The sequence below is a fragment of the Streptomyces sp. NPDC050617 genome (genome assembly GCF_040654795.1).
Classification (GTDB): Bacteria; Actinomycetota; Actinomycetes; order Streptomycetales; family Streptomycetaceae; genus Streptomyces.
Genome location: NZ_JBFAIS010000003.1, coordinates 182,103 through 196,455, shown reverse-complemented (window position 1 = coordinate 196,455; position 14,353 = coordinate 182,103). Strand labels below are relative to the sequence as shown.

The window sequence follows — 14,353 nt, the reverse complement described above, 5'->3', positions numbered from 1 at the left end:
CGTAACAGAGAGAGGTAATTCCAATGGCTGGACCCCAGCGCCGCGGGAGCGGTGCCGGTGGCGGCGAGCGGCGGGACCGGAAGGGTCGCGACGGTGGCGCTGCCGCCGAGAAGACCGCATACGTTGAGCGCGTTGTCGCGATCAACCGTGTCGCCAAGGTTGTCAAGGGTGGTCGCCGCTTCAGCTTCACCGCGCTGGTCGTGGTGGGCGACGGTGACGGCACCGTAGGTGTCGGATACGGCAAGGCCAAGGAAGTTCCCGCGGCCATCGCCAAGGGCGTGGAAGAGGCCAAGAAGAACTTCTTCAAGGTCCCGCGTATCCAGGGCACCATTCCGCACCCCATCCAGGGCGAGAAGGCCGCGGGCGTCGTCCTGCTCAAGCCTGCTTCCCCCGGTACCGGTGTGATCGCCGGTGGCCCGGTGCGCGCCGTGCTGGAGTGCGCGGGCATCCACGACGTGCTGAGCAAGTCGCTCGGTTCGTCGAACCCGATCAACATCGTGCACGCCACGGTGACGGCGCTCCGGGGACTTCAGCGTCCCGAGGAGATCGCCGCCCGTCGTGGCCTGCCGCTGGAGGACGTCGCTCCCGCCGCTCTGCTGCGGGCGCGTGCTGGGGTGGGTGCGTAATGGCTCGCCTCAAGGTCACGCAGACCAAGTCCTACATCGGCAGCAAGCAGAACCACCGCGACACCCTGCGCTCGCTCGGGCTCAAGCGCCTGAACGACGTGGTTGTCAAGGAGGACCGCCCCGAGATCCGCGGCATGGTGCAGACCGTGCGGCACCTCGTGACGGTCGAGGAGGTCGACTGACATGGGTGAGCAGAACCCGCTGAAGGTCCACAACCTCCGTCCTGCCCCGGGCGCCAAGACCGCCAAGACCCGTGTGGGTCGTGGTGAGGCGTCCAAGGGTAAGACCGCGGGTCGTGGTACCAAGGGCACGAAGGCCCGTTACCAGGTTCCGGAGCGCTTCGAGGGCGGGCAGATGCCCCTCCACATGCGTCTCCCGAAGCTGAAGGGCTTCAAGAACCCCGCCCACAAGCAGTTCCAGGTCGTGAACCTGGAGAAGCTGGCCGCGCTCTACCCGCAGGGTGGCGAGGTCACGGTGGCCGACCTGGTCGCCAAGGGCGCGGTGCGCAAGAACGAGCTCGTCAAGGTGCTGGGCGCCGGTGAGCTCTCCGTGGCGCTGCAGGTGACGGTCGACGCCGTCTCCGGCTCCGCCAAGGAGAAGATCGCCGCTGCCGGCGGCACCGTCACCGAGCTCATCTGAGCTCGTTGATCCCATCAACCGGGGATGTCCCAAAAGGGGCATCCCCGGTTGGTCGTTCCAAGGGGGGCATGGTCGCCGGTAAGGTGGCGTGCACTGTTGGCTTCCGTGCGGCCTGTTCGCACGGATTTTGACTGATACGTATCCCCGTCGATCCTCAAGACCGTCACCTCTCGCGCAGTTGCGTGAGGGGCGCAGGAGGCACCGTGCTCACCGCGTTCGCCCGGGCGTTCAAGACGCCCGACCTGCGCAAGAAGCTGCTGTTCACGCTGGGCATCATGGTGATCTTCCGGCTCGGGGCGCACGTCCCGATTCCCGGTATCAATTACCAGAACGTCCAGCTGTGCATGGACCAGTCCAAGAATGCGCAGGGCCTGTTCGGCCTCGTGAACATGTTCAGCGGTGGCGCGCTGCTGCAGATCACCATCTTCGCGCTCGGGATCATGCCGTACATCACGGCGAGCATCATCCTCCAACTGCTGACCGTAGTGATTCCGCGCCTCGAAGCCCTCAAGAAGGAGGGACAGTCGGGGCAGGGCAAGATCACCCAGTACACCCGCTATCTGACCGTGGCCCTCGCGGTGCTCCAGGGCGCCGGCCTGGTCACCACCGCCCGTACGGGCGCGCTCTTCGGCAACTGCACCGTCGGCAACCAGATCGTCCCGAACCACTCGATCTTCACCACGATCACGATGGTCGTCACCATGACCGCGGGCACCGCCTGCGTCATGTGGCTCGGTGAGCTCATCACCGACCGCGGCATCGGCAACGGCATGTCCATCCTGATGTTCACCTCCATCGCCGCCGGTTTCCCGAGCGGTCTGTGGGGCATCAAGATGCAGGGCAAGCTGCTCGGCGGCTGGCTGGAGTTCGGCCTCGTGATCCTCTGCGGGCTGGCGATGGTCGCGCTGGTGGTCTTCGTGGAACAGGCGCAGCGTCGCATCCCTGTTCAGTACGCGAAGCGCATGATCGGCCGCCGCTCGTACGGCGGCACCTCGACGTACATCCCGCTCAAGGTGAACCAGGCCGGTGTCATCCCGGTCATCTTCGCCTCGTCGCTGCTCTACATCCCCGCACTGATCGTCCAGTTCACCGGCTCGAAGGCCGGCTGGGCCGTGTGGATCCAGCAGAACCTGGTCAAGGGCGACCACCCCGTCTACATCGTCACGTACTTCCTGCTGATCGTTTTCTTCGCCTTCTTCTACGTCGCAATCTCCTTCAACCCCGAAGAAGTCGCCGACAACATGAAGAAGTATGGTGGCTTCATCCCGGGCATCCGGGCTGGTCGTCCCACTGCGGAGTACCTGAGCTACGTGCTGAACCGCATCACGTGGCCCGGCTCTCTCTACCTCGGTCTGATCGCTCTGGTGCCCACCGTCGCTCTGGTGACGCTCAACGCGAACCAGAACTTCCCGTTCGGCGGGACGAGCATCCTGATCATCGTGGGTGTCGGCCTGGAGACCGTGAAGCAGATTGAGAGCCAGCTTCAGCAGCGCAACTACGAAGGGTTCCTCCGCTGATGCGAATCGTCCTCGTCGGGCCTCCTGGAGCCGGAAAGGGTACGCAGGCCGCGTACCTGGCCAAGAACCTCGCGATCCCGCACATCTCCACGGGCGACCTCTTCCGCGCCAACATGAGCCAGGGCACTCCGCTGGGCCAACAGGCCAAGGAGTACATGAACGCCGGGCGTCTGGTGCCGGACTCGGTCACCATCGGGATGGCCGAGGACCGGATGCGGCAGGAGGACGCCGCGGGCGGCTTCCTGCTGGACGGGTTCCCGCGCAACCTGGCGCAGGCCGAGGCGCTCGACGCGTTCCTCAAGGCCGACGGGCTGGGGCTGGACGCGGTCCTGGACCTGGAGGTCCCCGAGGACGAGGTCGTCAAGCGGATCGCCGGACGGCGCACCTGCCGTACGGACAGCAGCCACACCTTCCACGTGATCTACAGCCCGCCGAAGCAGGAGGGCGTGTGCGACAAGTGCGGGGGCGAGCTGTACCAGCGCGAGGACGACAGTGAGGACACGGTCCGCAAGCGCCTTGAGGTCTACCACAGCGAGACCGAGCCGATCATCGATCACTACAAGGCGCAGGGGCTTGTAGTGACGATTTCCGCGCTGGGGAAGGTGGCGGAGGTCACTGGGCGGGCCATGGAGGCCATTGCGGCGCAGGCCGCTTAGCTGACGCCCTGGGTTTGGGCTTTCGGGGCTCCGCCCCGGGCCCCGGTCCTCAAACGCCGGACGGGCTGGGTTTCGGCTCGGCTGGGGTTGTCCTCGCGTGTTGGACGGGCTGGGTTGGTTACGGCCGCGGTGCCCCTTGGGGTGTCGCGGCCGTAGTGTTGTGTTGGACGTAGGAACGACAGGAAGGCGTTGGCCGGGATGGTGGAGATCAAGACCCCGGAGCAGATCGCGAAGATGCGCGAGGCGGGGCTGGTCGTCGCCGCGGTGCACGCGGCCACGCGGGCGGCGGCCGTGCCGGGGGCCACCACCAAGGACCTGGACGACGCTTCCCGCAAGGTGCTCGCCGAGCACGGCGCGAAGTCGAATTTTCTGGGGTACGGCGGTTTCCCGGCGACCATTTGCACGTCCGTCAATGATGTCGTGGTGCATGGCATCCCGGACACCGACACGGTGCTCAAGGACGGGGACATCATCTCCATCGACGCGGGCGCGATCGTGGACGGCTGGCACGGTGACGCCGCCTTCACGGCGTTCGTCGGCGAGGGCCACGCGCCGGAGCTGCGCGAGCTGAGCCGGGTCACGGAGGAGTCGATGTGGGCGGGGATCGCGGCCGTCCGCAAGGGCAACCGGCTCGTCGACGTCTCGCGGGCCATCGAGGGCTACATCCGCCGCCAGCCGCGGCCGGCCTCCGGCAAGTACGGGATCATCGAGGACTACGGCGGGCACGGCATCGGCTCCGAGATGCACATGGACCCGCATCTGCTGAACTACGTCTCGCGCAAGCGGGGCAAGGGCCCGAAGCTCGTGCCGGGGTTCTGCCTGGCGATCGAGCCGATGGTCAGCCTGGGGACGGCCCGTACGCACGTGCTGGCCGACGACTGGACGGTCAAGACGGACGACGGCACCTGGTCCTCGCACTGGGAGCACTCGGTGGCGCTGACCGAGGAGGGCCCGCTGGTCCTCACCGCGGTCGACGGCGGCAAGGCCAAGCTGGCCGAGTACGGCGTCGAGACGGCCCCGGACCCCCTGGCTTAAGGATCTTCGCGGCTGGGCAATAATCCCGGATTCGTCTTTCCGGGTGCCCTGACGTAGACTGACACGTCGGCTCTCGCCTGCCTTCTGGCACGCCGCGAGCCGATCAAGGTAGCCGATTCGAAAGGCGAAGCGTGGCCAAGAAGCAAGGTGCCATCGAGATCGAGGGCACCGTGATCGAGTCTCTGCCGAACGCGATGTTCAAGGTGGAGCTCCAGAACGGTCACAAGGTCCTCGCGCACATCAGCGGCAAGATGCGGATGCACTACATCCGCATCCTCCCGGATGACCGGGTCGTGGTGGAGCTCTCTCCGTACGACCTGACGCGTGGCCGGATCGTCTACCGATACAAGTAGATCTTGCTAGTGCCCCGCTTCACGGCGGGGCGCCGGCACTGACCCGGAGAACCTCACATCCCATGAAGGTCAAGCCGAGCGTCAAGAAGATCTGCGACAAGTGCAAGGTGATCCGCCGCCACGGCCGGGTCATGGTCATCTGCGACAACCTGCGCCACAAGCAGCGCCAGGGCTGACGCACGACCACGCACTTCGCAGTTACTTCGCGCGACGCACAGCGAAACGTACATACGCAGACACCCGACCCCTCGCCGCACGTCCGCGAGGGGACGACACCCCCGGCGGAGGCCGGGGACCCGGCTCGTAACTCTTACGGGAACGGTGCTGCGGAAGACCTCCGAACCTCACAGGAGCCACATCAATGGCACGCCTCGCAGGCGTTGACCTCCCGCGCGACAAGCGCGTGGAGGTCGCCCTCACCTACGTCTTCGGCATTGGTCGCACCCGTGCCAAGGAGACCCTGGAAAGCACCGGTGTGAACCCCGACACCCGCGTTCGCGACCTGGCCGAAGAGGACCTGGTCAAGATCCGCGAGTACGTGGACGCCAACCTCAAGACCGAGGGTGACCTCCGTCGCGAGATCCAGGCCGACATCCGCCGCAAGGTCGAGATCGGCTGCTACCAGGGTCTGCGTCACCGCCGTGGCCTGCCCGTCCACGGTCAGCGCACCAGCACCAACGCCCGCACCCGCAAGGGCCCGCGTCGCGCGATCGCCGGCAAGAAGAAGCCGGGCAAGAAGTAGTCCTCAGCGGACGCCCACCAGCGGTCTTCGCTGTAGGACCGACCACCTCCACGGGAGTAATACATGCCTCCGAAGGGCCGACAGGGCGCAGCCAAGAAGGTGCGCCGCAAGGAAAAGAAGAACGTCGCTCACGGGCACGCCCACATCAAGAGCACGTTCAACAACACGATCGTCTCGATCACCGACCCCACGGGCAACGTGATCTCCTGGGCCTCCGCCGGCCACGTCGGCTTCAAGGGCTCGCGCAAGTCGACTCCGTTCGCCGCGCAGATGGCCGCCGAGTCGGCCGCCCGTCGCGCGCAGGAGCACGGCATGCGCAAGGTCGACGTGTTCGTCAAGGGTCCGGGCTCCGGCCGTGAGACCGCGATCCGCTCGCTCCAGGCCACCGGCCTTGAGGTGGGTTCGATCCAGGACGTCACCCCGACTCCGCACAACGGATGCCGCCCGCCGAAGCGCCGCCGCGTCTGACCAGCTGAAGTAGGAGAAAATATAATATGGCGCGTTATACCGGGGCCGACTGCAAGCGTTGCCGTCGGGAGAAGCAGAAGCTCTTCCTCAAGGGGAGCAAGTGCGAGAGCGCGAAGTGCCCGATCGAGATCCGTCCTTACCCCCCGGGTGAGCACGGTCGCGGGCGCACCAAGGACAGCGAGTACCTGCTCCAGCTTCGTGAGAAGCAGAAGTGCAGCCGTATCTACGGTGTCCTTGAGAAGCAGTTCGTGAACTACTACAAGGAAGCGAACCAGAAGACCGGCAAGACCGGTGAGAACCTTCTGCGCATCCTTGAGACCCGCCTCGACAACGTGGTCTACCGGGCCGGCTTCGCCAAGTCCCGCGACCACGCCCGTCAGCTGGTGCGTCACGGACACATCGTCGTCAACGGCCGCAAGACCGACATCCCGTCGGCCCGCGTCGCCGTGAACGACATCATCGAGGTCCGCGAAGCCTCGCGCGAGATGACCCCCTTCGTGGTCGCCCGCGCCGAGGCCGGCGAGAAGACCGTGCCCGCGTGGCTCGAGTCGAACGCGTCGAACCTGCGGATCCTGGTGCACTCCCTGCCCGAGCGCCCGGTCATCGACACCCAGGTGCAGGAGCAGCTGATCGTCGAGCTCTACTCCAAGTAGGCACAGCTCGCGGTCGCGGGCGGTGCGGACCCGATTTCTGGTCATCGGGGCCGTACCGCCCGTACCCTTGTATTGCAGCGGGCGTCAAATAGCGGGCGTCCACGAATGAAGGAACACACACATGCTTATCGCTCAGCGTCCGTCGCTGACCGAAGAGGTCGTCGACGAATACCGCTCGCGGTTCGTGATCGAGCCGCTGGAGCCGGGCTTCGGTTACACCCTCGGCAACTCCCTTCGCCGGACTCTTCTGTCCTCGATCCCCGGTGCGGCGGTCACGTCCATCCGGATCGACGGCGTTCTGCACGAGTTCACCACCGTGCCGGGCGTCAAGGAAGACGTCACCGACCTCATCCTCAACATCAAGCAGCTCGTCGTCAGCAGCGAGCACGACGAGCCCGTCGTCATGTACCTGCGCAAGCAGGGCCCCGGCCTCGTCACCGCCGCCGACATCGCCCCGCCGGCCGGCGTCGAGGTGCACAACCCCGACCTCGTCCTCGCCACGCTCAACGGCAAGGGCAAGCTGGAGATGGAGCTCACCGTCGAGCGCGGTCGCGGCTACGTCTCCGCCGTGCAGAACAAGCAGGTGGGCCAGGAGATCGGCCGGATTCCGGTCGACTCCATCTACTCGCCGGTGCTCAAGGTCACGTACAAGGTCGAGGCGACCCGTGTCGAGCAGCGCACCGACTTCGACAAGCTGATCGTCGACGTCGAGACCAAGCAGGCCATGCGGCCGCGCGACGCCATGGCGTCCGCCGGTAAGACGCTGGTCGAGCTGTTCGGTCTGGCGCGCGAGCTCAACATCGACGCCGAGGGCATCGACATGGGCCCGTCCCCGACGGACGCCGCCCTCGCCGCCGATCTGGCGCTGCCGATCGAGGAGCTGGAGCTCACGGTCCGCTCGTACAACTGCCTCAAGCGTGAGGGCATCCACTCGGTGGGCGAGCTCGTGGCCCGCTCCGAGGCGGACCTGCTCGACATCCGCAACTTCGGCGCCAAGTCGATCGACGAGGTCAAGGCGAAGCTGGCCGGCATGGGCCTGGCGCTCAAGGACTCGCCTCCCGGGTTCGACCCGACCGCCGCCGCCGACGCCTTCGGCGCCGACGACGACGCGGACGCCGGGTTCGTGGAGACCGAGCAGTACTGAGCCGCGGGCGGCTCGTTCGCGCACCACTGAATGCTTCCGGCGGGCGACCGCTCGTCGGGAACTGACATCGGTACCTGATACGGCCGGTGCAGAAATGAAGGAGAAAGACCATGCCGAAGCCCGCCAAGGGCGCCCGTCTGGGCGGCAGCGCCGCGCACGAGCGTCACCTGCTCGCGAACCTCGCGAAGTCGCTGTTCGAGCACGGCCGCATCACCACCACCGAGGCCAAGGCGCGCCGGCTCCGTCCGGTCGCCGAGCGTCTGGTGACCAAGGCGAAGAAGGGCGACATCCACAACCGTCGCCAGGTTCTTCAGACGATCACCGACAAGAGCGTCGTGCACACGCTCTTCACGGAGATCGCGCCGCGCTACGAGAACCGCCCCGGCGGTTACACGCGCATCACCAAGATCGGCAACCGTCGTGGCGACAACGCCCCGATGGCCGTCATCGAGCTCGTCGAGGCCCTGACCGTGCAGCAGACCGCTGTCGGTGAGGCCGAGGCCGCCACGAAGCGTTCCGCCAAGGACGCCGAAGGCGCCGAGGCCGCCAAGGGCGCCGAGGGCGAGAAGGCTGTCGAGGACGCGGCTCCGGCCGAGGAGTCCAAGGACGCCTGACGCTCGCTCGTTTTGCGTGGTACGGACGGGTCCGTATTCCCTTGTGAGAGGGGGTGCGGGCCCGTCCGCTTTTGTGGCGGCTCGGTTGATCGGTGGAGAGGGGCTTGTGGTGAGTGACGAGGTGGCTCCCGGCTTCGTACGGGTTCGGCTGGATCTTTCCTATGACGGGAAGGACTTCTCCGGATGGGCCCGGCAGCGTGAACAGCGCACGGTCCAGGGCGAGTTGGAGGCCGCGCTGCGGACCGTGCTGCGGCTCCCCGAGCCTGTGGACCTGACGGTCGCGGGGCGTACGGACTCCGGGGTGCACGCGCGGGGGCAGGTCGCGCACGTGGATCTGCCGGCCGGTGTCTGGGCCGAGCACTCGGAGAAGCTGCTGCGGCGGCTTGCGGGGCGGCTGCCGCATGATGTGCGGGTGTGGCGGGTGAGTGAGGCGCCTGCCGCCTTCAACGCTCGGTTCTCCGCCATTTGGCGGCGGTACGCGTACCGGGTCACCGACCGTGTGGGCGGCGTCGATCCGCTGCTGCGCGGCCATGTGCTGTGGCATGACTGGCCGCTCGACGTCGAGGCCATGAACGAGGCGTCTGCTGTGTTGCTCGGCGAGCACGACTTCGCGGCTTACTGCAAGCGGCGGGAGGGCGCCACCACTATTCGTACGCTTCAGCGGTTTCGCTGGGAGCGGGGGAATGATGGTGTTGTTACCGCCAGTGTGCAGGCTGATGCCTTTTGTCACAACATGGTGCGGTCGCTGGTGGGGGCCCTGCTGTTCGTGGGGGACGGGCACCGGGGGGTCGAGTGGCCGGGGAAGGTGCTGGCGGCGGGGGTGCGGGATTCCGCGGTGCATGTGGTGCGGCCGCATGGGCTGACGCTGGAAGAGGTCGGATATCCGGCGGACGGGGAGCTTGCCGCTCGTAATCTCGCCGCTCGTAACAAGCGGACTCTGCCGGGGGTTGGCTGCTGCTGAGTGGGTGGTGCGGGGCCGGGCTCTCCGGGGGGCGGGGCGCGGTGCGTCGGGGTGCGGGGCCGGGCTCTCCGGGGCGGGGGTCCGGGACCGTATATTTACGGGCCGCTCACCCGGCATTTTTACGGGACCCGGCACTTCGGCCCGCAAATACACGTCAGCGTCCCGGACCCCCACCCCTGCGAACCCGGCCCCTCCCGTGCGTGAGCGGCCGCCCCGGCTCGTCATCTCTTGGCCGTGGCCGATGGAGTCTGCGCCTGGGGGTCGCTTAATCCGGTTGGCGGATCGTCACTTCTTGTTGGGGGCGTTGACCGCCAAGTTGCTCGCCATCGTGATGTACGGGCGCACGCCTGCCGTCGTGGGGTAGATGTCGGTCTTGTTGCGGTCGACGATGTCGCCGATGATGCGGCCGATGCGGATCAACGGGGCGCCCGGGGCGAGGCGCAGGGACAGGTCCCAGACGGGGCTTTCGTCCGTGGCGCCGGCGCGGGCCTTGTGGACCTGTTCGTACGGGACGGTGAAGGAGAAGCGGGTCTCGTCGGCGACCGTGACCTCGGCGGTGAAGGGCTGGGCCGCGCTCTCGCCGCGGGGGGCGGCGGTCACGTGCGGCTTGCTGTCCGGGGCGAAGGCGGCGCCGTGCAGGGTGCCCTCGACGGTGAAGGCGGCGGGTTCGGTGCGCAGGGTGCGGGCCTCCGCGTGGGCGGTGCGGCGCCAGGCGCGCAGGGAGAGGTTGCCGTCGACCGTGGGGTAGGGGATGGCCCAGGTGAAGGGGGTACCGGGGTGGGGCTCCTTGCCGAGGAGGCCGCGGCCCTCGGCGAACGTGGAGGCTACGCGGCGGCGGGCGCCGTCGTCGGCCCGTACGACGTGCAGGTCCCAGCGGCCCTCGGCCAGGGACAGCTCGTGGGGGGTGAGGACGGCGGTGTACGGGGCGGTGGCGTCGGCCGTGGTGGCCAGGGGGATCGAGACGGTGTCGTCCTCGCCGCGGCGGGTGAGCGTCAGCGTGAGGTCCTCGCCGGTGAGGCCCTGGCGGGCGACGAGGACGACGATGTTGCCGTCGGCGTCGATGCGGGTGGAGGCGGTGGGCCGGAGCGGCTTGCGGACTATGTCCTTGATCGCGCTCTTCACGGGCACGGCGTTGCTCGTGGCGCTGCGGCGGAAGGGCCGTACGAGCTTGCCGGCGGTGCGACGCAGCATCAGGGAGAGCGGGACCGTGGCGGGCTTCTGCTCCTCGTTTCCGCCGCGCAGTTCTTCTATGAGCCGCTCGTAGCGGGCGGCGATGTGCTCCGGCGCGTACCGCTGGGCGGAGAGGGCCGCGGCGCGGCCCATGGACTGTCGCAGGTCGTCGTCCTCGATCAGCTTGAGGAGGCCCTTGGCGATGCCCTCGGGGTCGCCGACGGGGACGAGCAGGCCGTCCTTGCCGTCGTCGATGATCTCGCCGGGGCCGTGCGGGCAGTCGGTGGCGACGACCGGGACGGCGCAGTGCATGGCCTCGACGATGGTCATGCCGAAGGACTCTTCGCGCGAGGTGACGGCGGCGATGGAGCCCTTGGCCCATTCGGTTTCGATGGGGGACTGGGCGCCCATGAGGGTGATGTGCTCGTTGAGGCCGAGTCCGTCGATGCGGGTGCGCAGGGCGGCGTGCTCGGGGCCGCGGCCGTAGATGCGCAGCTTCCAGTCGGGGCGTTGGGCGGCGACCTTGGCCCAGGCGTCGACCAGGACGTGGTACTGCTTCACCGGGATCAGCCGGCCCGCGGCGACGACGAGCTTGGCGCTGCCGTCGGAGGGCTCGATGTCGGAGGCGGGCACGCCGTTGGGGAGCGCGATGAGCTTGGTCTTCACGCCGGGGAACTGCGCGCGGTGGGTGGCGGCGTCCGCCTCGGAGACGGTGGTGTGCGCGTCCAGGTGCGGGATGGCGGCGTCCTGGGCGGCGCGGATGTTGGCCTCGTGGGTGCCGTAGATCCGGTGTTCCTGGCCGATCCGCAGATAGCGGCTCTGGCCGTACTCGGCGAGGTAGATGACCAGGCCGGGGCGGGTGGCGACGACGACGTCGGCGTCGGTGCGGGCCAGGTGGTCGGCGAGGGTCCGGTCGGTGAGCGCGTTGAACTGGGCGCCCTTCGCCTCGATCGGCGGGATCAGCGCGGTGGGCTGCTCCAGCAGCGGGTCCTCGGCGATGTTGCCGCTCACGTCGGGGCGCTTGTCCAGCAGGGAGACCAGGCGGACCTTGGGGTGCAGGGTCAGCCGGGGCGCGGCCTGGGTGCGGTAGACGGAGACGATCTCCACGTCATGGCGGGCGGCCAGGGCCGCGGCGACGTTGAACGTCGAGCGGATGGTGCCGCCGATGCCGTAGGCGTTCTGGATGAGGAAAGAGATCTTCATAGCGGTGGATGCGCGGCGCGTGGTCTTCGCGAGCGCTTTCCCTCCCCCTGGGCTGGATATCCGTATCGTCCCATCATGACCGGAGCGATGTGGTTCCGCGCATTCCGATCCCAGGGTAAAAGACTGTTCATGGGGAATTCGGTTGCATGTACGGCTCAATATGTGGCGAGGGTCACGTCTTTGACGTCGATGGTGAGATCGTTCGCGGGGTCGAAGACGGGCTTCACGGCGACCGTGCCGCGCAGCGGGTGGCTCAGTTCGCGGGCGGGGCCGACGTCGGTGCGCTTGCGGTCCACGTTGTCGCCCGCGAGGCGGCCGAGCGCGAGCCGCACGGCGGTGGCCGGTCCGTCGCCGGGCAGCCGCAGCCGCAGCTCCCAGGTGTCGTGCGAGGTGCCGCGCCGGGTGAGGAGCCGCTCGTAGGGGAGCGTGCACTCGAAGCGCCGTTCATCCAGAACGGTGACGGCCACGGCGACGTCGTACATGTCGTCCTCCGGTGAGAGGGCGAAGACCGCCGCCGTGCCGTCGGTGGGCAGCGGCCCGGTGCGGCCGTGCACGGTGGCGGTGAGGGTGACGGAGTCCGGGCCGGTGACGATGCGGTCCAGCTCGGCGTGGTACGGGCGGCGCCAGGTGCGCAGGGTCAGCGAGCCGGCCGCGGTCGTGTACGGGACCCAGGCGGTGACGTCGCCGTCCGCGTCGGTGACGAGGGGCAGGGTGAGCAGGCGCGCCTGCTCGACGAGGGCCGCGGCGACCCGCGCGCGCTTCCCGTCGTCGGCGCGCTCCACGCGGAAGTCCCAGCGCCCTTCGGCCAGCCGGGTGGACGTCCGGTCGAGGGTGGCGGTCAGCGGGCCCTTGCCGGACGCGGGGGCCTCCAGCGGGACGCTCACCCGCTCCCCGGCGGCCTTGCCGTCGGTGCCGCGCAGCCGTCCGACGAGGGCGAGGCGCTCGCCGGTCGCGCCGCCGCGCGGGATGCGTACGCTCAGCCCGCCGTCGGGGGTCACGCGGGCGGACGCCTTGGGGCGCAGCGGCTTGAGCGGGGCCTTGGGCGCGGCGCTCGCGGGCGGGGCGGCCTTGGCGGCCGGTTCGCTCTTGCGGCGCAGCGGCCGTACGAGCCGGGCCGCGGCGCGGCGCAGGCCCAGGTTCGGGAGGGGGGAGGCCGGCGCGGGCGGCGCGGGCGGCTCCGGGACCAGCGCGGGGCGCAGTTCCCGTACGAGCTCCTCGAACCGTACGGCGATGTGCTGGGGCGCGTACCGCTGGGCGGAGGCGCGGGCCGCGGCGCCCAGCGTGCGGCGCAGCTCCGGGGAGTCGATGAGCTTGCGGATCGAGGCGACGAGGGCGGCCTCGTCGCCGACCGGGATGAGGATGCCGTCGGCCCCGTCCTCGATGATCTCGCGGGGGCCGATCGGGCAGTCCGTGGAGATGACCGGGACGCCGCAGTGCATGGCCTCGACGATGGTCAGGCCGAACGACTCGGCGTCGGAGGCCGAGACGGCCACGGCGGCCTTCGCCCACTCCGTCTCGATGGGGGAGCGGGGGCCCATCAGATACGCCCGGTCGCTCAGGCCGAGCTCGTCGATGAGGGCGCGCAGCCGGGCCCGGTCGGGGCCCCGGCCGTAGATCCGCAGGGACCAGTCCGGGTACTCGTCGGCCAGCTGGGAGAAGGCCCGTACGAGCAGGTCGAAGCGCTTCGCCTCGTCGAGCCGGCCGGCCGCGACGATCACCTTGGACGCGCCGTCGGAGGGTTCGGTCTTCGGGGTGGGCACGACGTTCGGCAGGCAGCGCAGGACGGTGGCGCCGAGCTTCGACTCCGGCAGGTGCTCGCGGTGGGTCGCCGCGTCCTGCTCGGTGACGGTCAGGAAGGCGTGCATCTTGGGGATGACCGCGTCGTGGGCGGCGCGGACGGCCGGGACGTGCGAGGAGTACGTCATGTGCTCCTGGCCGATCCGCAGGAAGGGGCGGTCGGCGTCGGCCTCGGCGAGGTAGACGAGCAGGCCGGGGCGGGTGGCGATCACGACGTCGGCGTCGGTGGCCGCGAGGTACTGGGCGACGCGCAGGTCGGCGAGGCGGGTGAAGACGCGCAGCGACCCCTCGGGGTCGGGCAGCCGGGAGCTGGGCTGGTGCTGGAGTTCGTCGTCCGCGTCGCAGCCCGGCGCGTCCTTGCGGAGGTCGATCAGCGGGGTGATGCGGACCTTGGGGCTGACGGGCAGGTGGGGGGTGTCCACGCTGCGGTAGACCGAGACGACCTCGACCTCGTGGCGGGCCACGAGGGCGCCGGCCAGGTTGAAGGTGGCGCGGATGGTGCCGCCGATGCCGTAGGCGTTGTGGATGAGGAAAGCGATCTTCATGGCGTACGGACGCGGGTCGCCCGATGGGCAACGCGCGGGCCCCTCCCTGACCGGAAACGGAACTACCGCTCGTGGCGGCGTGCGGTGGGGCGCTCGCTCCTTCGAGTGAGCAAACTCTAGATGTATGAGTAAAGGACTTGTCAAGTGGAGTAGTAGGACGTGGTGCGAATTGCCCTTGTATCGAAAGTCATGGGGTATCGCAACCCGTCGGGGCGGGTCTTTGACGCGCC

The 14,353-nt window shown here is 68.7% G+C and carries 16 protein-coding genes; 14 read left to right on the top strand and 2 right to left on the bottom strand.

Annotated elements, in window-relative coordinates; genetic code table 11:
* Positions 1-23 precede the first annotated feature (23 nt).
* The 14 genes from rpsE to truA all read left to right on the top strand — a co-directional run bounded on the left by rpsE (position 24) and on the right by truA (position 9,408).
* The gene (gene rpsE, locus AB0I49_RS05885; RefSeq protein WP_363134920.1) at positions 24-626 is read left to right on the top strand and encodes a 30S ribosomal protein S5; all 603 of its coding nucleotides are present in this window, start codon (positions 24-26) and stop codon (positions 624-626) included.
* A complete protein-coding gene (rpmD, locus tag AB0I49_RS05880) occupies positions 626-808 on the top strand; it encodes a 50S ribosomal protein L30 (RefSeq protein WP_030890715.1) in 183 nt (60 codons plus the stop codon). Before rpsE ends, rpmD begins: the two co-directional genes overlap by 1 nt.
* 1 nt (position 809) lies before the next feature.
* Complete coding sequence (gene rplO, locus AB0I49_RS05875) at positions 810-1,265, top strand: 50S ribosomal protein L15 (protein WP_363134921.1); 456 nt, start codon at positions 810-812, stop codon at positions 1,263-1,265.
* A gap of 203 nt (positions 1,266-1,468) precedes the next feature.
* The gene (secY, locus tag AB0I49_RS05870) at positions 1,469-2,782 is read left to right on the top strand and encodes a preprotein translocase subunit SecY (RefSeq protein WP_363225591.1); all 1,314 of its coding nucleotides are present in this window, start codon (positions 1,469-1,471) and stop codon (positions 2,780-2,782) included.
* Positions 2,782-3,438, top strand: coding sequence for an adenylate kinase (locus AB0I49_RS05865; RefSeq protein WP_363225590.1), 657 nt, complete (start codon positions 2,782-2,784; stop codon positions 3,436-3,438). Before secY ends, AB0I49_RS05865 begins: the two co-directional genes overlap by 1 nt.
* Before the next feature lie 198 nt (positions 3,439-3,636).
* On the top strand, positions 3,637-4,473 hold the full coding sequence (map, locus tag AB0I49_RS05860; protein WP_363225589.1) for a type I methionyl aminopeptidase: 837 nt from the start codon (positions 3,637-3,639) through the stop codon (positions 4,471-4,473).
* A gap of 131 nt (positions 4,474-4,604) precedes the next feature.
* Entirely contained in the window at positions 4,605-4,826 is a 222-nt protein-coding gene (infA, locus tag AB0I49_RS05855) for a translation initiation factor IF-1 (protein ID WP_003956442.1), read from the top strand.
* 62 nt (positions 4,827-4,888) lie between these two features.
* Positions 4,889-5,002, top strand: coding sequence for a 50S ribosomal protein L36 (gene rpmJ / locus AB0I49_RS05850; RefSeq protein WP_003956441.1), 114 nt, complete (start codon positions 4,889-4,891; stop codon positions 5,000-5,002).
* 185 nt (positions 5,003-5,187) lie between these two features.
* Complete coding sequence (gene rpsM / locus AB0I49_RS05845) at positions 5,188-5,568, top strand: 30S ribosomal protein S13 (protein ID WP_363225588.1); 381 nt, start codon at positions 5,188-5,190, stop codon at positions 5,566-5,568.
* Between the two features lie 63 nt (positions 5,569-5,631).
* Positions 5,632-6,036: a 30S ribosomal protein S11 gene (gene rpsK, locus AB0I49_RS05840; RefSeq protein WP_003948617.1), complete on the top strand. Its 405-nt coding sequence runs from the start codon at positions 5,632-5,634 to the stop codon at positions 6,034-6,036.
* A 26-nt stretch (positions 6,037-6,062) separates the two neighbouring features.
* Positions 6,063-6,689, top strand: coding sequence for a 30S ribosomal protein S4 (rpsD, locus tag AB0I49_RS05835; protein WP_363225587.1), 627 nt, complete (start codon positions 6,063-6,065; stop codon positions 6,687-6,689).
* A gap of 121 nt (positions 6,690-6,810) precedes the next feature.
* Positions 6,811-7,833, top strand: a complete 1,023-nt coding sequence (locus AB0I49_RS05830; protein WP_003956430.1) for a DNA-directed RNA polymerase subunit alpha — start codon at positions 6,811-6,813, stop codon at positions 7,831-7,833.
* A gap of 110 nt (positions 7,834-7,943) precedes the next feature.
* A complete protein-coding gene (gene rplQ, locus AB0I49_RS05825) occupies positions 7,944-8,447 on the top strand; it encodes a 50S ribosomal protein L17 (protein ID WP_363225586.1) in 504 nt (167 codons plus the stop codon).
* Between the two features lie 109 nt (positions 8,448-8,556).
* Positions 8,557-9,408, top strand: coding sequence for a tRNA pseudouridine(38-40) synthase TruA (gene truA, locus AB0I49_RS05820; RefSeq protein WP_363225585.1), 852 nt, complete (start codon positions 8,557-8,559; stop codon positions 9,406-9,408).
* Positions 9,409-9,693: 285 nt separating this feature from the next.
* Here truA and AB0I49_RS05815 read toward each other — a convergent pair whose 3' ends face one another.
* Both AB0I49_RS05815 and AB0I49_RS05810 read right to left on the bottom strand, forming a co-directional pair.
* Positions 9,694-11,781: a glycosyltransferase family 4 protein gene (locus AB0I49_RS05815; RefSeq protein WP_363225584.1), complete on the bottom strand. Its 2,088-nt coding sequence runs from the start codon at positions 11,779-11,781 to the stop codon at positions 9,694-9,696.
* A 155-nt stretch (positions 11,782-11,936) separates the two neighbouring features.
* Positions 11,937-14,123: a glycosyltransferase family 4 protein gene (locus AB0I49_RS05810; protein ID WP_363225583.1), complete on the bottom strand. Its 2,187-nt coding sequence runs from the start codon at positions 14,121-14,123 to the stop codon at positions 11,937-11,939.
* Between the last annotated feature and the right edge of the window lie 230 nt (positions 14,124-14,353).